General features: G+C 45.1%; 13 protein-coding genes. 3 read left to right on the forward strand and 10 right to left on the reverse strand.

Going from position 1 to position 18,850, the window contains the following annotated elements:
• Nucleotides 1-197: 197 nt before the first annotated feature.
• Nucleotides 198-959, forward strand: coding sequence for an SDR family oxidoreductase (locus ACXHJ2_RS20435; protein ID WP_165084233.1), 762 nt, complete (start codon nt 198-200; stop codon nt 957-959).
• Between the two features lie 112 nt (nt 960-1,071).
• Here ACXHJ2_RS20435 and ACXHJ2_RS20440 read toward each other — a convergent pair whose 3' ends face one another.
• Together ACXHJ2_RS20440 and ACXHJ2_RS20445 are read right to left on the reverse strand one after the other, a co-directional pair.
• Nucleotides 1,072-2,406, reverse strand: coding sequence for an SMI1/KNR4 family protein (locus tag ACXHJ2_RS20440; protein ID WP_165084231.1), 1,335 nt, complete (start codon nt 2,404-2,406; stop codon nt 1,072-1,074).
• 322 nt (nt 2,407-2,728) lie between these two features.
• The gene (locus ACXHJ2_RS20445; protein WP_165084230.1) at nt 2,729-3,523 is read right to left on the reverse strand and encodes a GNAT family N-acetyltransferase; all 795 of its coding nucleotides are present in this window, start codon (nt 3,521-3,523) and stop codon (nt 2,729-2,731) included.
• Between the two features lie 444 nt (nt 3,524-3,967).
• Between ACXHJ2_RS20445 and ACXHJ2_RS20450 the strand changes: the two genes are divergently transcribed.
• Entirely contained in the window at nt 3,968-5,938 is a 1,971-nt protein-coding gene (locus ACXHJ2_RS20450) for a glycosyl hydrolase (protein WP_165084228.1), read from the forward strand.
• A gap of 226 nt (nt 5,939-6,164) precedes the next feature.
• Here ACXHJ2_RS20450 and ACXHJ2_RS20455 read toward each other — a convergent pair whose 3' ends face one another.
• From ACXHJ2_RS20455 to ACXHJ2_RS20480, 6 genes are all read right to left on the reverse strand, one after another.
• Nucleotides 6,165-7,844 carry an ABC transporter substrate-binding protein gene (locus ACXHJ2_RS20455; RefSeq protein ID WP_165084226.1) on the reverse strand — a complete coding sequence of 560 codons (1,680 nt, stop codon included), beginning with the start codon at nt 7,842-7,844 and terminating at the stop codon, nt 6,165-6,167.
• A gap of 42 nt (nt 7,845-7,886) precedes the next feature.
• On the reverse strand, nt 7,887-8,825 hold the full coding sequence (locus tag ACXHJ2_RS20460) for a carbohydrate ABC transporter permease (RefSeq protein WP_016819521.1): 939 nt from the start codon (nt 8,823-8,825) through the stop codon (nt 7,887-7,889).
• A 14-nt stretch (nt 8,826-8,839) separates the two neighbouring features.
• Nucleotides 8,840-9,796, reverse strand: coding sequence for an ABC transporter permease (locus ACXHJ2_RS20465; protein ID WP_016819520.1), 957 nt, complete (start codon nt 9,794-9,796; stop codon nt 8,840-8,842).
• An 86-nt stretch (nt 9,797-9,882) separates the two neighbouring features.
• Complete coding sequence (locus ACXHJ2_RS20470) at nt 9,883-11,433, reverse strand: response regulator transcription factor (RefSeq protein WP_165084224.1); 1,551 nt, start codon at nt 11,431-11,433, stop codon at nt 9,883-9,885.
• Nucleotides 11,430-13,211 carry a cache domain-containing sensor histidine kinase gene (locus ACXHJ2_RS20475; protein WP_165084222.1) on the reverse strand — a complete coding sequence of 594 codons (1,782 nt, stop codon included), beginning with the start codon at nt 13,209-13,211 and terminating at the stop codon, nt 11,430-11,432. The genes ACXHJ2_RS20470 and ACXHJ2_RS20475 overlap by 4 nt, the downstream gene beginning before the upstream one ends.
• Nucleotides 13,212-13,341: 130 nt before the next feature.
• Nucleotides 13,342-15,525 (reverse strand): alpha-galactosidase, encoded by a 2,184-nt coding sequence (locus ACXHJ2_RS20480; protein WP_165084220.1) that lies wholly within the window; start codon nt 15,523-15,525, stop codon nt 13,342-13,344.
• 240 nt (nt 15,526-15,765) lie between these two features.
• On the opposite strand from ACXHJ2_RS20480, the gene ACXHJ2_RS20485 reads away from it, so the two are divergent.
• Nucleotides 15,766-16,605, forward strand: coding sequence for an AraC family transcriptional regulator (locus tag ACXHJ2_RS20485; protein WP_165084218.1), 840 nt, complete (start codon nt 15,766-15,768; stop codon nt 16,603-16,605).
• A gap of 93 nt (nt 16,606-16,698) precedes the next feature.
• Here the strand turns inward: ACXHJ2_RS20485 and ACXHJ2_RS20490 are convergent.
• A protein-coding gene (locus ACXHJ2_RS20490) for an IS3 family transposase (protein WP_457874326.1) occupies nt 16,699-17,843 on the reverse strand; the annotation gives its coding sequence in 2 pieces (ribosomal slippage) (nt 16,699-17,570 and nt 17,570-17,843; 1,146 coding nt in all).
• A gap of 119 nt (nt 17,844-17,962) precedes the next feature.
• Nucleotides 17,963-18,844 (reverse strand): MetQ/NlpA family ABC transporter substrate-binding protein, encoded by an 882-nt coding sequence (locus ACXHJ2_RS20495; RefSeq protein ID WP_165083526.1) that lies wholly within the window; start codon nt 18,842-18,844, stop codon nt 17,963-17,965.
• Between the last annotated feature and the right edge of the window lie 6 nt (nt 18,845-18,850).

Genomic DNA, 18,850 nt, shown 5'->3' on the forward strand with positions numbered 1-18,850 from the left:
AAGCACTAATGTACATTTTCCCGGCACCCTGCAAAAATAAGTTTTAGACAGACTAAATCAAATAAAAAACGGTAGACTAGGATGTGAGAATAAAATCCTAATCTGCCGTTTTTATATATCATTTTATCTAAGTTAACCCTCATTTATTCTAGATAAATTTCGTTAAAAATTGAATCCTAAAAGGAGAGAACATTATAATGAAACTTTCAGGAAATACAATACTAATTACCGGTGGAAGTACTGGAATAGGATTAGCTTTTGCAGAACGATTTTTAAAAGCTGGAAATAAAGTCATTGTTTCTGGACGACGTAAACATGTACTTCAAAAAGCGAAAGAGAAATTGCCTAGCCTTATTACTCATGTAAGTGATTTGAATATGGAGTCCGAGCGTATAGCATTATCGGATTGGGTAACAACCAACTATCCAGAAGTAAATGTGTTAGTTAACAACGCCGGTATCCAACAACGCTTTAACGTTCTAAAAACGGATGCAAAAAACAATTGGGATTATTTCAGTAAAGAAATCACAACTAACATTGAAGCACCTTTCCATCTATCCATGCTGCTGGCTCCATATTTTGCAACAAAAGAAGAGGCGACCATCATTAATGTCACTTCTGGGTTAGCTTTTACGCCGTTTGTGATTGCTCCGATTTATTCAGCAACGAAAGCGGCACTTCATTCATTTACAATTAGCCTAAGACACCAACTTTCTGATACGTCTGTAGAGGTAATTGAAGTTGTCCCTCCGGCAGTGAATACAGATTTAGGTGGAGCAGGATTGCACACGCAAGGAGAACCATTAGATGACTTCGCAGATGGAATTTTCAAAGGATTAGAAGAAGGTAAAATAGAAATCGGATATGGTACTTCTGTGGCTCGCTTACGCATGTCACGAAATGAAGTCGACGAACACGTAGAAAATATGTACAAGGCAACGAAAAACTCAATTGAATAACTTGCTTAATGAGCCATCCTTTTGCGGGATGGCCCTTTCCTTTATTTCGCTTTTTATTGATTTACCTTGTAGAATTTGCTGGCACGTTATCATAATTCTCAAATCTCATTTCTCACGATTCGTCTTTGTCGAAATAATCATCTGGCAAATGTAGTTCTCGCAAACAACCGATAAATTTTTCTTTGAAATTCGGATTTTTTTTATATTCCGGCCATACCGCCTTATAGTAAGGCAGCAACTTCTCATGTGGAATAATGCCCCAGTATAAAATCATGTTTTTCAGAACCTGCGGGTCGCCCCCTATCAACATCTGTTCAATGATCTGCCAGCTTCCCTGCTTGTTTTCGCAACTACGCGCGGCATAGATGGCAGTGGTCTGCATTTTCGGGTCGGCGTGACACAAGAAAGGCGCAAAATTTCGGAGCGTAATCTCACCGTAATCCTCTAAAATATATCCTGCATAACGCAACGTTTCCGGGTCATGAACCCTGTCAAGACTTTGCAAAATCACTGGAATAAATTCCGTTAAATTTGCTGTTTTACTGGAAGCGTGCAGAATCATTAAAGCTTGCAAAAACTCCTCATGTTCATCCGATTGTAACAGCTCCAGAATATATTTCCCACCCGTATCAAAAGAAGTTTTACAGATTAGCCGAATGGCTGTGGCCCGATTTTTTGGCCTTTGCTCCGCAATATTTTTCAGAAAACCAAGGGTTGGCTGCGAGACTTTCTTAAACTTGAACATAGCCTCAAGTGCTTTGGCTTGGGTTTCTTCGTTTGGAGTGCTCTGGTAAATCTGGATCAGCGCATTCTCATCGCCTGGCATTCGACTGCCAAACCACCCGATATCATAATCCAGAATAATTTCATCCAGCCAGCGCTCGTACCAGTCCAGAAAGCTGTCTTCATAGACAAAGAAAAAGGGATGCTCGGGATAAAAACCGGAGGTGTACACAATTCTCCCCCTGTGTTTGCCTTCAAGTACGAGATACATGTCGTATTCGCAGCCTTGGGTGCCTATGCACAACATACCGCCCAGCACCTTATTACGGACGTCGTCGTATTCTTCATCAGGGATGTCCTCATCCTTGGTCAAGGGCTCAATCAGATGGTTCCATTCCTCTTTGGCCATCCCGGGATGCAGAACGGATTTTGCAAGGAGTGCCTGGTGCTCGGTATAGGAAGTTGCCTTCTCAATCGGATAAACTCCATAATAGGGTCCGGCACCTCCGTTGCCGATGTTTGTTAAAAACAGCGCGTAAGGCTCGGGTAGGGTGACTTGATTGTGGGCTTGCCAGTCCGCCAGCTCTTTTGCTGTAAGCTTCTCTTTAACCCTGTACTGATGTGAGGATGCTCCAAACACCGAGAAATCCTTGTCTTTGCGCATGGCCTGATTCAGTTTGTCTTTTATTCGATCCAGTTGCGTTTCTTTCTTCCCAAACCACATATCTGCACCCTCCAGTTGACTTAGCCAGTTTCCTTTATTTGCTTATCCAGCAATTTCATTCTTTATGGGTCTTACCTCTTTACATTGATATGTATCTTTAAGTAAGTTTTTATAATACGGTGGATACTGTTTAATTGAAGTATGAAAAGTGATCGCGCATAAAATGAGTTAACGTGTCCTCCAAATTGTGATGCTGTTTCATATATTGGAACAAGATGGACGAGGTGAGCATGATTTCAGAATCCTCGATACTAATAATCCATGACGGTGGCTCCTCAGGATTGTAACTGAATTCGCTAACGATACCGTATGCTACAGTTCGTCAATCAATAGATAGTTTAAAATCAACAATCGTTTGCTCAGCCGTAACCTCATATCCTAATCCTTTGTAAAGTTGTACAGCAGCCTGGTTCTCCTCCAGTACTCCCAGATAGACATCTGATGATAGCGTTCTACCCAGTTTTGTAAGTTGGCTCGTCAAGTGCTTTGCTAGTCCTTTCCCCCTGTGAGCAGGGCTTGTATATATGTTTCCGAGCTCTACGAGCTTAGAATCATAAAAGTGGAAGCCGCCTGCGGCAATAAAATGGCCACATTCTTTGATCCCAAGGAAAGGATAATGTTCGAGTTCGCTGCTCGTAAAAAATTTCATGCCTCCATTTCGTAAAAAATCCACTATATCTGAAATGTCATTTTCCTTAACTAACTCAGCCCAGTTTGAATCGAGCAGTTTCGATTGATCCCTATGCTTCATTGTTAAGAAACGTTGTGGGTTACCCGTTATGAGCCCATGAGACTGAAAAAGTTGTAGGTCACAATCACAGAGGATTGTACCACAAACGGTATTTTTCTTAAGTTGAATGGTTTCCTCAGTAAAAGCGATAAGAGCTAGAAAGTTAAGCTGCTCTCGGTTGATGCAGTGGAAAGAAAACGCAGGGAAAGGAAGCCCCCAAAAATATGCTAAAACCGCCGTCAGCTTGTCGTCTACATATTGACCAACGAATTTAGCCTGCTCTTTACGTTGAGTTAAATAGCTATAGAATAACAAGTGTTGATCCCTATGAATCTGATCCGTTAATTGATAAATAGTTTCATAGGTAAGCAGTCGATGAGAAATCATGTATTAGTCCCTTTCATTTCCATGTGGGTAATCTTCTTATGGGCATGATACCACAAATTGAAACTATCCTTCCCGCTTACCCCATATAGCGTTAATAATCTTGGGTTATACATTTCAAAAAATATATGAAGATTGCTTGCCACCAGAGTATAAAAATCCATAATTTAAGGATGATTTTCTCCGAAATTCATTGTATGGTTCCTGCCTCGCCTCTAATTTATGATGAAATTAAAGAGAGGTGAGGTGCCAAAAAACGAATACCAAATATTGAAAACGTATACAAATGAAGAAAAAACACTTAAAAGTGCAAGCTGGTCCTTAATCACCTGTCATCGATTACTTCACAGCGTACTTCATATGTACACAAAAATGAAAGCGTTTTCCGCAATGTATGTTGCAGGTCAATTGAGGCGGTAACAACTACTAATTCAAGGAGTGAGTCATATGCCAGATCCATGGAAAAAAAGGTTTTTCAGTATTCTCAGTTTTGTTCTCTTATCCTTTTTGTTGGTATCTCTTGATTTAATTCCAAGCTTTGCTAAAGCAGAATCAGCTCACTTGGTCACCGATGTTGAAGACCGAACGTTGATGAATGCAAGTCAAGATTCATCCACTAACGACAATTCCTCTTCTATCGTCGTCAGCTCCAAAGATGCAATTCTTCAAGGTTACGGTGTAGAAAAACGGGATACCCCCTATACCGGCGATACGCTTTATAAAGGCGATGGCTATGTATCCTTCTTTTATGACTACGACCCAAATTCCGGCAAGTCTGACGGGACGGCCACGTTTAAAGTGAACGTGCCTACAGCAGGTCTTTATAGACTGAGCCTCGGCTACTACATTCCGGCGGGCACTGGCTCCAAGGATACCAGCATCGAGGTCAATGGCACAATGGCTGAGAACATAACGCTGGCTGCTCCTCCGAAGGGTGCGGCAGTGAACGAGAAAATGTTAACCAAGATCATGCTGAATGCCGGCACAAATGAGCTTACTTTTGCAAGAGGCTGGGGATATTACGGGATCGAATACGTGAAGGTTGAATTCGCCAATCTGCCTGCTGCAATTAGCAAAATGGAAGCCGAAGACGGAGTCATTACTGGTGAGGTCAACATCGAAGCCGCTGATACAGGCTATTCGGGTAGCGGTTACGCAGCCTTCAAAAGCACAGGTTCGTTAACCTTTGCCTATAACGCACCTTCAAGCGGGCTTTACAATCTTGCAATCGGTTACAGTAACCCCAATGAAGACAAAAAGACCCAATTGGTGGTCAACGGCCAGACCAGCGAAATATTACTGCCGACAACAGCAAGTTACACAGAGGTATCTGGCGGTAAACTAATGCTGAATTCGGGAAACAATACTATACAGTTCAATGTCGACTCGGATCAATATCATATCGACTACGTCAAGCTATCAGCAGTGTCCCCCCCGAAACTGCATCAAATTGAGAAAAAGCCAGTAAACCCGAATGCGACTGCGGAAACCAAGGCACTCATGGGTTATCTCGTGGATAGTTACGGCAGCCACATTCTTTCCGGTCAGCACACTTTGGAGGATGCACAGTGGATTAAAGACCAAACTGGAAAGTATCCTGCCATGTTATCAATGGACATGATGGATTATTCCCCCTCTCGCATCGAGCATGGCGCCACCTCAACTGAGGTGGAAAAGGCAATTCAATGGGCCCAAGAAGGTGGACTTGTCACATTTGCATGGCACTGGAATGCTCCTAAGGGACTGCATGATATTCCCGGTAAAGAATGGTGGCGCGGGTTTTACACGGACGCTACTACATTCGACGTTCAATATGCACTTAGTCATCCCGAGTCGGAAGAGTATCAGCTTATCCTAAGGGATATCGATGCCATTGCTGCTCAGTTGAAACGCCTCCAAGACGCTCACGTTCCGGTGCTGTGGAGACCGCTGCACGAGGCGGAGGGCAAATGGTTCTGGTGGGGCGCCCAAGGTCCAGACTCTGCCAAGCAGCTGTACCGTATCATGTACGACCGGCTAACACACTACCATCACCTGAACAACCTGATCTGGGTATGGAACTCCGAGAGCCCCGAATGGTATCCGGGGGACGATGTCGTCGATATTGTAAGTGTGGATATTTACAACCAGGCGGCTAATTATAGCCCAAGTATTGGCAAGTACGACAGTTTGGTGAATCTCGTGCAGGGAAAGAAGCTGGTTGGTCTGTCTGAAAACGGCCCGATTAGCGATCCCGAATTACTTCAAACATATTCAGCGCATTGGCTCTTTTTCACGACGTGGACGGGCGACTTCATCCGCAATGGACAATATAACTCCCTGGATCATCTCATAAAAGTGTTCAATAGCGATTACGTGCTCACAAGGGATGAGCTTCCTCAAGACCTGTTTACTTTATCCGAAAATAAAGCGGAGTAAGGCGCTTTTATGGGAATTACCATATCCGTAACTATACCGTCCCGTCAGCGTCATGAAGTAACGAAGTAGCCTACTTTAAACAAACAGCGGCCACCTCTAAAATATCCGGGGTAGCCGCTGTTTGTTTGTGCCTTGAGCAAAAGTCTATGGCAAACCATTATGAAAAAGGACCGTCTCCTTTCCGGCAGGAAAGTGGAAGCGGCCCCGTTCTTTTATGTGAATCAAGTTAGTTAGTGGACCACAGCTTAATTCGGTCTTGGATATGCTTGGTAAAAGATTCTTCCATTTCTTGTACTCCGGCTTTCTCCAGTTCTGCCATATAGGCATCCCAAACCTTGTCGAAGTTTTCCGGCTTGGTCATGACAGCTTCCGGAATTCGTTTCCATGTAATATCCTTCATCTTGGCTCCGAGAATAACAGCCGGATCGTCATTGGGGAGAGACATCGTGTAAGCTGCTCCGTATGCTCTCGGTTGGAATTCATCTTCCTTCGGGAATAGATCCTTCCAGTGCTCAATCTTATAGCCCTTCAGAACTTCCTTCTCCGACTTGTTATAAGTCGCCGTCAGCAGTTCCGGATAATTACGAGTAAAATAGTTGCCAGTTGAGTCCTTGATGCCATCACCATAATGGACCATCAAGTTCCAATATAGACCGATTCCGGACTCTTTTTGGAAAGCCGCATTGTCATTGTTCATCCGTTCAAGTACTGCCGGAATAATCGTCCGTTTGCCATCTTTAACTGTGTAATGCTTGCCTTCAATTCCCCAGTTATTCAGGACTTGACCCTCTTCTGATGCCAGAAAGTCGAGGAACTTAATAGCGCGTACCGGGTCCTTGCACTTGCTTGAGATCGAAATTCCGTATCCCCCATCAAAACCAGGCAGCCAGAAGTTGGTATCCTTGTACTCCTTGCTCATGGTGACTGGGTAATGACCGTAAGTCTGGTCGAATTTGCCTTCCGCCTTCAGTGCATTTTGTCCATCGCCATAGTCCCATTCTGGATCGGCTAGACCCAGTACGCGGCCAGAAGCCACTTTTGCCTTAAACTGATCGGTCTTCTGCACGAAGCTTTCCGAATCAAGCAATCCAATGGCATTCATGTGATTTAACCAACGGAAATATTCCTTTTCTTCCGGTCGGCGGAAATGATAAGTCGCTTGGTGTGTTTTTTGATCAATGTAGTACTCGCCGTCGTCTGGTCCCCCGGTCGTTTGGAAGCCTGAGTTGGTTACCTGGTACATATGCCAATCGTCGGCATTTAGGGACAGTCCGATATTTTTGTTGCCATTTTCGTCCGTCGGATGCTTGGTTATATAGTCCTTAATGACTTTTTCGAAATCCTGTACTGTACGAATGTCCGGGAATCCCGCTTCCTTGACGACACGGTGCTGGAGTTTAAATCCTACGTCGGGTTTGATTTTTTCTTCTTCGACAGCGGACCAGGTCGGAATAACATAGATGGATTGGTCATCTAAACTGTACTTCGCCCGAACAAGCTTGTCTCCTAGCATTTTTTTGATGTTTGGTGCATGTTTGTCGATCAAATCCGTCAAATCAATGATTGCGCCAGCATCGACAAGTTTGCCGACATCCGCCTTAGCAGCGATTAAATCAGGATAGTTTCCTGTGGCTGCAATCAATGAAATCTTTTGGACCGGGTCGCCGACAGCGAATTCAGCATCTAGAGTTACTCCGGTTTTTTCCGCGATGACCTTGCCGACTTCATCCTTCATATTATTCCAATTCGTGCTGGAGTCTTCCGAAAAATAAGTAAGCGTGATGTCACCTGTAGTTACGGCCTTGGTAGCCTCAGACGGATTATTACCGCTGCACCCTGCTAGGGTAGCCACTAAAGTCAGTGACATTACGAAAGATACGATCATTCTGTTTTTTCTTGACTTCATGGAGCGAAACCTCCCTGTATAATGAATGTTTGCTGCTTCGTTTTAGCTTTTTACCGCTCCAAGCGTCATACCTTTAACAAAATATTTTTGTAAAAAAGGATAGACGATAAGAATCGGCACGGTAACAATGATGGTAATTGCCATTTTAACCGATTCCGGGGATACCTGTGCCATACGCTCCGCCATATTGGCAGCGTCCTGGGAATTGGTTGCGCTTGTTGTCGTACTTTGCAAAATTTTCATCAATTCATATTGCAGGGTCGTCAACGATTCATTGGACCCATTAAACAGATAAGTATCGAACCAAGAGTTCCATTGCCCAACGGCCAAGAAGAGCGCTACGGTCGCTAATGCCGGTTTGCAAAGAGGAAGTATAACGCGCCAGTAGATTGTGAAATCGTTGGCACCATCCAGCTTGGCTGATTCCTGTAACGCATAAGGCAGGCCGTCAATGAAGGAACGAATAATGAAGACGTTAAACGCACTTACAAGACCTGGTAAAATATAGACGGCAAATGTATCAATTAAATGCAGTTCCTTCATCAGGATAAAACCTGGAATTAATCCCCCGGAAACATACATAGTGACGGCAAGAAAGATGGAGATGAACCTTCTAGCTTGAAAATCACTTCGGGCAAGTGTATAGGCAAGCATCGAGCCGCTGACCAAACCCGCTACGGTGCCAATGATGGTCCGCAGAAAGGAGATCTTGAATCCAGTGATTAACCCCTCATAGGTGAAAATCAAATCGTAATTCTTCAACGTAAATTGCCTTGGCCAGATGGTGATTCCCCCTCTAATGGTGTCTACCGAATCGTTAAAAGAGATAGCCAGCACATTTAAGAACGGGTAGATCGTCAGAACGGTGACCACAATCATGAAAAGATAAACAACTACCCCCAGGATTCGGTCTTGTGGCGATTTCGCCTGAAGCTTGTTGTTTAATCCGCCGACCGGCGTAGTGCTTTTGACAGCCTCCATGTCCATTCTCCTCCTTACATAATGCTCTCGTTGGTATAGCGCTTAAAGATTCCGTTAGCCGCAAACAATAGGACTAGGCTGATCACCGAATTGAAAATATTAATGGCCGTTCCGAAAGAGTAACGTCCCATCGCCAGACCATAATTAAGCGCATACAAATCAAGTACTTCAGAGTAATCGATGACCAGGTGATTGCCCAGCAGAAATTGTTTCTCGAATCCCGTACCGAGCAGATGGCCAATAGACATAATCAGGAGAATGATAATGGTCGGCCGGATCCCCGGCAGCGTAATGTGCCACATTTGCTGGAATCGGCTAGCGCCGTCCACCCGCGCAGCCTCGTATAATTCAGGACCAATACCGGCGATAGCAGCCAGATAAATAATGGCGTTCCAACCGGTTTCCTTCCAGATGTCTCCGAAAGTTACAACCCACCAAAATAATTTACCTTGGGCCATAAACTGGACTGGCTGGTCGATGATGCCTAGACCCATGAGCATATCGTTTACGACACCGCCATCCGCTGAAAGCATTTTGGTGACGATGCCTGCAGCAACCACCCATGAAACAAAGTGTGGCAGATAAGATACGGTCTGAACAAATCGCTTTATCACTTGTATGCGAACCTCGTTGAGCAATAGAGCAAAGACAACCGGTACAATAAAACCAGCGACCAGTCCCATAAGACTCATAGCCAACGTGTTCCGCAGTACTTGGTAGAAATGATCATCTTGGAACAAAGTACGAAAATGCTCCAAGCCCACCCACTTCTGTTCAAAAAAACTCAAACCGGGTCTGTATTTCTGAAATGCCATTGTCCAGCCCCATAGCGGCAAATACTGAAAGACGAAGACCCAAATAACGAACGGAATAGACATGTAGTAAAGATACCTTTGGCTTTTAAATACCTTCCAAGCATTCCTCTTCGGTTTTTTGTATACGTTTTCCGAATTTGCTGTTACCGCTTTCATTTTCTCATCCCCTCTCTTAAAATCCATCATAAAACAGAGGAGAGTCAGAGCCCAGATAACGGATTTCGGGAAAAATCATCCACAAATTATGGATTTCTATATTCCGACGGTGAACAGCCTTCGTACCTTTTGAATTTGCTGTAAAAGTAGTTGACGCTTGTGTAGCCCACGCTTTCAGCGACTTCGTAAACTTTCATTCCCTGATCCAGTAGCTCCTTTGCCTTGTGGATACGGACTCTGTCCAGATAGGTGTTAAAGTACTCCCCTGTCTTGTTCTTAAAGAGCTGGCCCAAATAGGCGGTACTGTAGTTTAGTAGTCCGGCTAACGCTTCCAGCCTCAGGTTGTCTGCATAATGCTTGTGAATAAAGTCGATCATTTTTTTGAATTCCTGCTCCTTTCCACGAGGTTCGGAGTCTTTCGCCAAAGCTAGCAGGAAACGGTAGGTCTCTTCCAAAAGGTCATCTAGGTGATCATGCTGGTATATCCCATTCAAAAAACGGGAAACTTCCTCCGTCTCTTTCAACTCGATACAGAACCCCGCGGTCAGCTTGTGAATGATCGCATTGGATAGAAAGAAGAACGACTCTTTGATCGACTTTTCATCTTGCCCCTGTTGGAGAAAAAATGCTGCCACCTCGTTCAACAATGGTAGTATGACATTCTGGTTTCCTACTTCCAGACTGTAATACAGGCGGAAGATGAATTCCTCCATCGTTTCTTCAGCTTTATCGACAGACAATCCGGGGGAAGCCAGCGAAGGAGAAAAGAAAGGATACGGATCTAGCAGTCGGTTCTTCTCGCTGAAAAAGGATCGTTTTACCGCTTCCTGGGCCTTTAAAAAAGATTTGCAAATATCTTCGGGAGCAGTTACTCCCCCTCCGGTTGCAGCGGCGAACCGGACCTTATCCGCAGCGTTACGAATCTCGTTGTACAGAGTTTCGCGTCGTTGTCTTCCACGCAGCGGCTCGTTGAGCAAAAGGACCGTATACGGCGGGATTACTGTGACAAGTCCCATCATCTGCCCCTCGATCGTTGCCTTCAATCCATTCGAAAGCTGGTGTGCGATATCGGAACGGTCCACTTCGGAAACGCGCGGATACACGACCACAACTTCGTAGTGGGTCCACAACAAGTCTGCTTCTACTGCCTTACTTCTCAACTTGGTGGGATCTTCCGTCTTCTCTTGAGAGACGAGCAGGCTGTGCAGGTATAAATCCCGATTTATAACCTCCTTCTTACGCCACTCCCGTTGAAGGCGCTCCTCTTCGATCCGCTCGCGTACCTGCTTTAAACTGGCCGACATTTCAACAATGTCCACCGGTTTAAGGAGATAGCCGCACACCCCGTATTTGATCGCTTGCTTGGCATACTCGAAGTCGGCATATCCACTGAGGATCATAAAATGTAAATGATGACCGTCAGATCTCAAGTGCTCAATCAACTGTAAGCCATCCATAACCGGCATGCGGATATCGACGATTACGACATCGGGGGACTTTTCCTGGATGACTTCCAATGCTTCTTTTCCATTGGCTGCCGTAGCTGTAACGGTAAACCCAAGACTCTCCCATGGAATCAGCGTTTGAAGGCCTTGACGAAGCTTCGGCTCATCGTCAACGATAACTACCTTAATCATTTGGATTCACCCCCAGGTATGAAAAACTGAATACAAGTGCCTTTCCCCGGCTCGCTCTCAATGCTTAAGGCACTAGAGGTCCCATACAATAAGACAAGACGATCGTTTACATTTCGCAATCCAATTCGCTGGACCTCCTGCTCATGTACGGATGCAGCAAGCTCTTCTCGTACAAGGGCGAGACGATCACCTGTGAAACCGGCGCCGTTGTCACATACCATAACTCGGACCCCTTCTGGGATTTCCTTTACTTTCACTTCAATGACAGCTCCTTCTGCTTGATTATCCAGACCGTGTACAATAGAATTTTCCACCAATGGTTGGATAATCAGAGGTGGAACCAACATTTCCTCCAAATCCGGATCAATCGTTAAGCGATACTCCAAACGCTCTTCATACCGGAACTTTTGAAGATCAAGATAACAGCACACCCGCTCAAGCTCTTTACGCAGCGGAATCTTGTCGTTACCGGCCTCCAGACTGCTGCGTAACAACGCGCTCAACTGCCATACTGCTTTGGCGATATCGTCCTGTTTGCGAATGTGGGCTTCCATTCTGATGGACTCCAAAGAATTGAAGAGAAAATGCGGATTAATCTGGCTTGCCAGCATTTTAAACTTGATCTCGTTTTGCCTTTGCTCCACCAGACTTTTCTGACGATTCGTTTCTTGAACCTCCTGGACCAAATGGTTTACGTTACTGACGAGCGCGTTAAATTCTCTCGATAGTAGACCAACTTCATCTTTTCCGTCGATATGGAGATAGGTTTGCCATGAGCCCGCCCCTACTTGGGTCATATGCTTGCTCAAGCGGAGAATCCTTCTGGATAATAGCGAAGTAGAAGCATAGATAAGTAAGGCTGCAAATATCAGGCTGGCCGTGATCACGACTCCACCGAGCCATATCACTTGATTAGCATCTCGGGTAATCTCGGAAACGGAAAAAACGGAAATAATGCGAAGTCCATTCCAGCTGTTCTGTGGCGTTAGATTTGCGATCACCACTTTTGACGCTTTTCCGTTAATGAGTGTGTTGTAACTTCCCTCCTGTTGGAAAAGTATATTCTCGTCGGCATGAATTTCAGATAGATTCTTTCCGAACAACTCTGCTTCATTGGACGCGACGATCTGATTCCGGTTATCCACGATCAAGGTAGGGAACGATTCCTGATTCAGGATTGAATTTAATTGGCGCTTACTAACATTGATGACCAATACTCCTTTTTGCCCTAGTGAATTCACTGCGAATGAACGAATCAGGCTGAGATAATCGGCATCGTCCCTCTCATCCTTGATTAAGTTCCAGCCAGCCAATCCTTTCTGCTCTATAGCCTCCTTGTACCAATCTGCGGTTGTGATTCTTTCGTCCGGCTGAATAAATTCCCAGTTGTTCAATGCTCCAGGATTAGAGACATAGACTCGGATGCCGGATATCTCTTTGTACAATTGGAGGTAGTCACGAATACCTGTATACTCCCGATAAGCCTGAATGACTTCGATGTAGCTGTCATACTTTTGGCTAGCCACCATTTTCATCCGATTGTCATTGGTTAGCCGGTATGAGATGTCCAGCGGCACTTTAATCAATTCTTCTGTACGATTTCGGACCCGCTCGACATTGTTGGATACTTGCATAAAAGCGTCCCTAATGACGGCCTCTCGGAGCTTTCCCGTCAGAAACAGGCCACATAACAGCAAGGGAAGAACAGCTACCGAAATGAATGTAAGCGTCATCTTCTTCCTTAGTTTCATATCATTCATCATTCGTATAAAAAACATGGCTTGCCCTCCCCGATCAGTACGCTGATACGCGCAAAATACCCCTTTTCATACAAAAAGGGGCATGCATAACTCAATCAATTGTTTTCTATCTTTCGCCAATTGTACTGTTGTACTGATCCTTTAAGCCCTAAGCCTTGCTGGACCTTATGGCCCGAAGCCTGAACCATCCACTTTCATAGTCTTTCTGTCTATAGACAAGAGGGAGGCCCAACTTCATAAGCCTATCCCCCCCATGGATAGACTTTTGCCCGCTATTTCCTGACTGAACTTCATATTCGAGCTCTGGATTTAGTCCATCAAGGCGCAGAGCTCGCCAAGGCGCGTTCGGGACAGCCATCACTTGGAAATAGTAGACGATGGCATCCTCTTGGTCTTCGGAAACAAACATCCAAGCCGACTCGTTATGTTCAAACGGACTCTTTAAGCGATACAAGTCACCCTTCTGTACTAAGCCACGAATCTGCTTGTATGCTGTGACTTGACGTTTAACCGTCTCTTTTTCCTCATCAGTAAATTTCGTGAGATCAAGCTCATATCCAAAATTTCCAGACATGGCGACATCACCTCGAAAATCAAGGGGCGTTATGCGTCCAACTTGATGGTTCGGAACGGCCGACACATGGGCTCCGATGGCGCTTACGGGATAGACAAGGCTAGTTCCATATTGAATCTTCAGGCGTTCCACCGCATCGGTATTATCACTAGTCCAGACTTGAGGCATGTAGTAAAGCATGCCTGGATCAAAGCGTCCTCCACCACTTGAGCAACTCTCAAAAAGAATATGCGGAAATTCGGTGGTGACGCGCTCTAACAGCTCATACAATCCAAGAACATAGCGATGGGCAGTCTCGGATTGGCGTTCCGGCGGCAGATCAGCGGAACCAATTTCCGTCAGGCACCGATTCATATCCCACTTCACGTAAGAGACTGGAGCGCTGGAGAAAATGGCAGCCAGCGAATCGTAGATGTAATCGCGCACTTCCTTGCGAGTATAGTCCAGTACCAACTGCCATCTGGCTTCGCTACGCCGCCGTCCTGGAACGTGAAGGCACCAGTCTGGATGCTTGCGGTACAATTCGCTGTCTGGAGAGATCATTTCCGGCTCGAACCAGAGCCCGAATTTAAGCCCCAATTGATTGATGCGTTTCGCGACATCGGCCAGTCCGTCTGGCAGCTTCCGACGATCCTCGTACCAATCACCGAGAGACGAATTGTCAGAATCCCGTTTGCCGAACCAACCGTCATCCAAGACAAAGAGTTCGATGCCTAGCTCAGCCCCCTCTTTCGCTATCGATACCAACTTATCCGCATCGAAGTCAAAATAGGTAGCCTCCCAGTTATTGACCAGAATAGGGCGTTCTTCATCCCTATATGTCCCTCGGCAAAGCCGAGTCCGATACAAGCGATGATATGTACGCGACATTTCTCCCAGTCCTTGACCGGAATAAACCATAACGGCTTCTGGCGTTTGGAAGCTCTCCCCTGGATTCAGTAACCATGAAAAGTCAAACGAGTTTACGCCAATGCTAAACCGTGTAGAGCCAAATGAATCTAATTCTGCTCCCGCCTCAAAGCCTCCGCTGTACACAAGGCTAAAGCCGAATGCCTCACCCTGGCTTTCCGTGGTCTCCTGCGTGACTAATGCAGTAAAAGGATTGAGTTGATGGCTGCTCATGCCCCTTTTACTATCAATTCGGGTTTCACCTTGAAGAATCGGTTTGCGGGTAATATTCCCTTCCCGTGCCCATGCTCCCGAAAGATACATGAACTCTAAATCGCTTTTCCCCGCGAAATCGACACTGGCGCTTAGTGCACGGAGGAGCCGAAGATTTTGTCCCCCCGCATTACTCAAACGAGCCGAACGAGCGATTACATTTCGATCCGCGAAGACGGTGTAAAGAAGAACCACTTTAAGACCTGAAAAGGCATCTTTTAATTCCAGTTCCAACGTATCCGCTTCAGCTTCATTCTCGGTATAAACGGCCGGAAGCCCGGGTAAAGATGGCTTTCCCTTAATGATCCGGTAACCATCGTACTTTAACTCCGTGATGCGTGTTCCATCCTCAAGCTCTACTTGATACGCCGGTGTACGGAAGTCTCCACTCCCATACTGCGGGTATTCTTGCGGCAGCCGATCTAATCCAGCCGTCGCTGGAGTGTGAAGCAATAGATCAGCCATGGGTTCGCGGTGCCTCAACCTGTCTCCCCAGTATACATGTACAGGAAATCCATCGACAATCTGAATAATATAACTCATGCCCGACGACTGCAAATGAAACAGCCCCGGTTGCTCTTGAACAATGATACCCATTGGGAAAATAACCCCTCTCTTAGATAATAATCATCGGAGATCCACACCTAAAATGGCACTTAGAACAACCCTTTTGTAACAGCCATCAACTAAGTCCATATGGTGTAAAGCTTGATAAGATTCAATGATATAGCAATAGGTTCTATAGAAATCATATATTAATTTTAGATATGAAGTACATGGCATGGTACTCACTATTTATGTTATAATGCTTGATAATTTACATAAGGGGATTTTACCGTGATAGAGTATTTGCCACGTAGTAAACAACACTCTGAATTGTATTTAACTCAGTTTGGCATAGAGGAATGCATACCCGGTCACTTTTTTGGACCTGCTATAAGAGATCACTACTTGCTCCATTATATTTTGGACGGAGAGGGTACCTTTGAGGTCGGTGGATTCAGCTACCGCCTGCGGAAAGGTCAGTGGTTTCTAATCTGCCCGCAAGTCATCACTTATTATCAAGCCGATGCCGTAAATCCTTGGTCTTATTGCTGGTTTGGTTTTAACGGGGCACTGGCAGAAACACTCCTCAAGCAGGCAGGCCTGACGATGATGTCCCCAATCCTCTACTTTGAAGGAGAGCACTTGATTTATCAGTATTTGCAGCAAATGAACGAATCAAGTGAGTATCATAAAGCTCGGGAAACCAGACTGACCGGTCTGCTTTACTCAATGCTATCGGAGCTAATTGAGTTCAGTCCGGCAACGTTCTCTGGACAAAAGGAAGGTCGGGCGGAAATTTACGTTGAAAAAGTGAAGGATTTTATCGAAATGAATTATGCTCAGAAAATTACCATTGAGCATATTGCAAATTTTATCGGACTCAATCGGAGTTATTTATGTTCGTTATTTAAACAACGAGTAAACACAAGCATTCAGGACTATCTGATTCGCTACAGGATCAACAAAGCTTGTGAAATGATGGGTAACGCTGAACTTTCGATAGGCGATATTTCCCGTTCAGTCGGCTATAATGACCCTTTACTCTTCTCAAAAATTTTTAAAAAGGTAAAGGGATTCTCTCCCAAACATTATCGAGCCGAAACCCATGCTCAAATGCAAAACGACTACTGAAATTACCAGTAGAAGCCTCTAACGAATAAAAGAGGTCAACCAGAAAGGGACTGACCCCCGTTTGTGAGACAGGGATCAAAACACCTTCCAAGTTTAAGCAGCCAGTTGTCGGAAATGAACCGGCGACTGGTTGTTTAGTTTTGTTTGAATGCGAATTGAGTTATAGTAAAGGATGTACTCTCGAACGGTCTGCTCGACGATTGCCGTCGTCGTACAGGTTAAACCTTCGAGGTAGAACGTTTCAGACTTTAGTGTGGAATGAAACGATTCGATGGGGGCATTATCAGCAGGCGTTCCTTTACGGGACATACTCATGGTCATGCCTTTTCCTTTTACAGCTTCCTGGTAGGCCAAGGATGTGTAGACGCTGCCTTGATCGCTATGAAGTATTACACCTGGTAGAGATGGCAACTGACCAAGGGTATCGAGCACAAATGCGGTGTCCTGCTTGTCAGCTATACTGTATGCCACAATCTCTCCGTTAAACAAGTCTAAAATACTCGACAGATACAACATTCTTCCTCCAAATGGCAAATACGTAATGTCCGTTACAAGTTTTCGCATAGGCGCATCTGCTTCAAACTGTCGCTTTAGCAGATGCCCCGCGATATGAACGGGTTGCCCAGTAGGTTTCCGTTTCTTCGCTTTGACACGACATTGTAGCCCTTCACGCTGCATAATCCGTTGCACGCGTTTGTGGTTTACCGTATACTCCCTCCGAAGCAAGGCGGTGATTTTCCGGTATCCATAACGATATTTATGCTGGATACAGAGTTCGCGGATTTTCTCTACCAAGTGGTCCTCAAGTTTGCTCGCATACTCCGCCTTCCAGCGATAGTACGTGGCGCGAGAGATTCCTATCCATGCACAAGCTTGCTTCACACTCACTTCCCCTCGGATCGACTCTATCCACTCCATTACGATCTTTGACGATACCTCCTCTCCAGTACCCTGTACTTTTTTAGCAACTCTAGTTGTTGTCTCAAAAACCTGTTCTCAGCCTGGACCTTCTCTAATTCCGAAGTGTATTCGGGTCCTTTGCCGTAGCTGTATTGTTTACCTACAGGCTGCTCTAAACGGTTCTGCTCGCCATTATGGTACCATCTCATCCAAGTTTCCACTTGTGTCTTGTTTCGTATGTTTAATTGCTCCATGATTTCTTTGACCGGTATACCAGCCATTCTCATTTCAATCGCCTTCATTTTAACTTCTAATGGATAACTGACTCTTGTTGCCAACGAAAAAACACCTCCAAGGTTGTCTCCATATCTTACGACATGGTTGCATTCTCTTGAAGGTGTTTTGATTTGTCTCACGTTAAGGGGTCAGTCCCAAAACTGGCTGACCTCTTTTATGTTTATTTTGCAGTTTGTCCTTCCAAATAAGAAACAGGTTCTTTAACCTCTACTTTGGTACCGCCAAATTCATCCTTAATGTACTTTTGAGTATCCTCGTTATGATAGAGATCCGCTAATTTTTGTAGTCTCTTATCGTTTGCCTTATCCGATGAAGTTACCAGAACGTTAATATTGTTCTTTGTTGCCTGACTGATCTCTTCGTGGAACAAGGAATCCTTCAGTACGTTCAGACCGCCTTCTAAAGCAATCGTGTTCCCGATCAACACCAAGCCTACATCTTGAATCACGCGCGGACCAGTTTTGTCGTCGATGAGTTCAAATTTCAAGTTTTTAGGGTTACTCGTAATATCATTGACTGTACCTAAAGCATCATTAAAGTCAGCTTTAAGTTTAATCAAACCGGATGCTTCTAACAGCTTCAAACCTCTTGCTGTATTCGCTGGGTTGTCCGCCAGAGCCACCAACGCTCCGTCGGTCACTTCATCGATGCTTTTGAACTTTTGCGAATAAATCCCCATCGGCTCCAGATAGGTAGTGGCTATCGCCTTCAAATCGGCTTTGCTCTCTTTGTTATAGCTCACCAGATACGCCCACGATTGGAATGCATTCACGTCCACATCGCCTTGTTTAGTCGCATTGTTCGTTTCGATTCCACCGTTAATTTCCTTTACTTCAATATCCAGCTTGGCATCCTTGGCGGCCTGGGATTGAGCAATATGCTTCCAAATCTGCGCGTCAGACCCCATGGAGCCAATGACTACCTTTTGTGTTTCCGCACCGGAAGCGGAGCTGGAGCCATTACTGTCTGTACTTTTATTACCGCATCCTGCAGCTACGAGTAATAAACTAATCCCTAATAGTAAAACGAACGATTTCTTCATGTTGTT

It is taken from the genome of Paenibacillus sp. ALE3 (assembly GCF_054113405.1).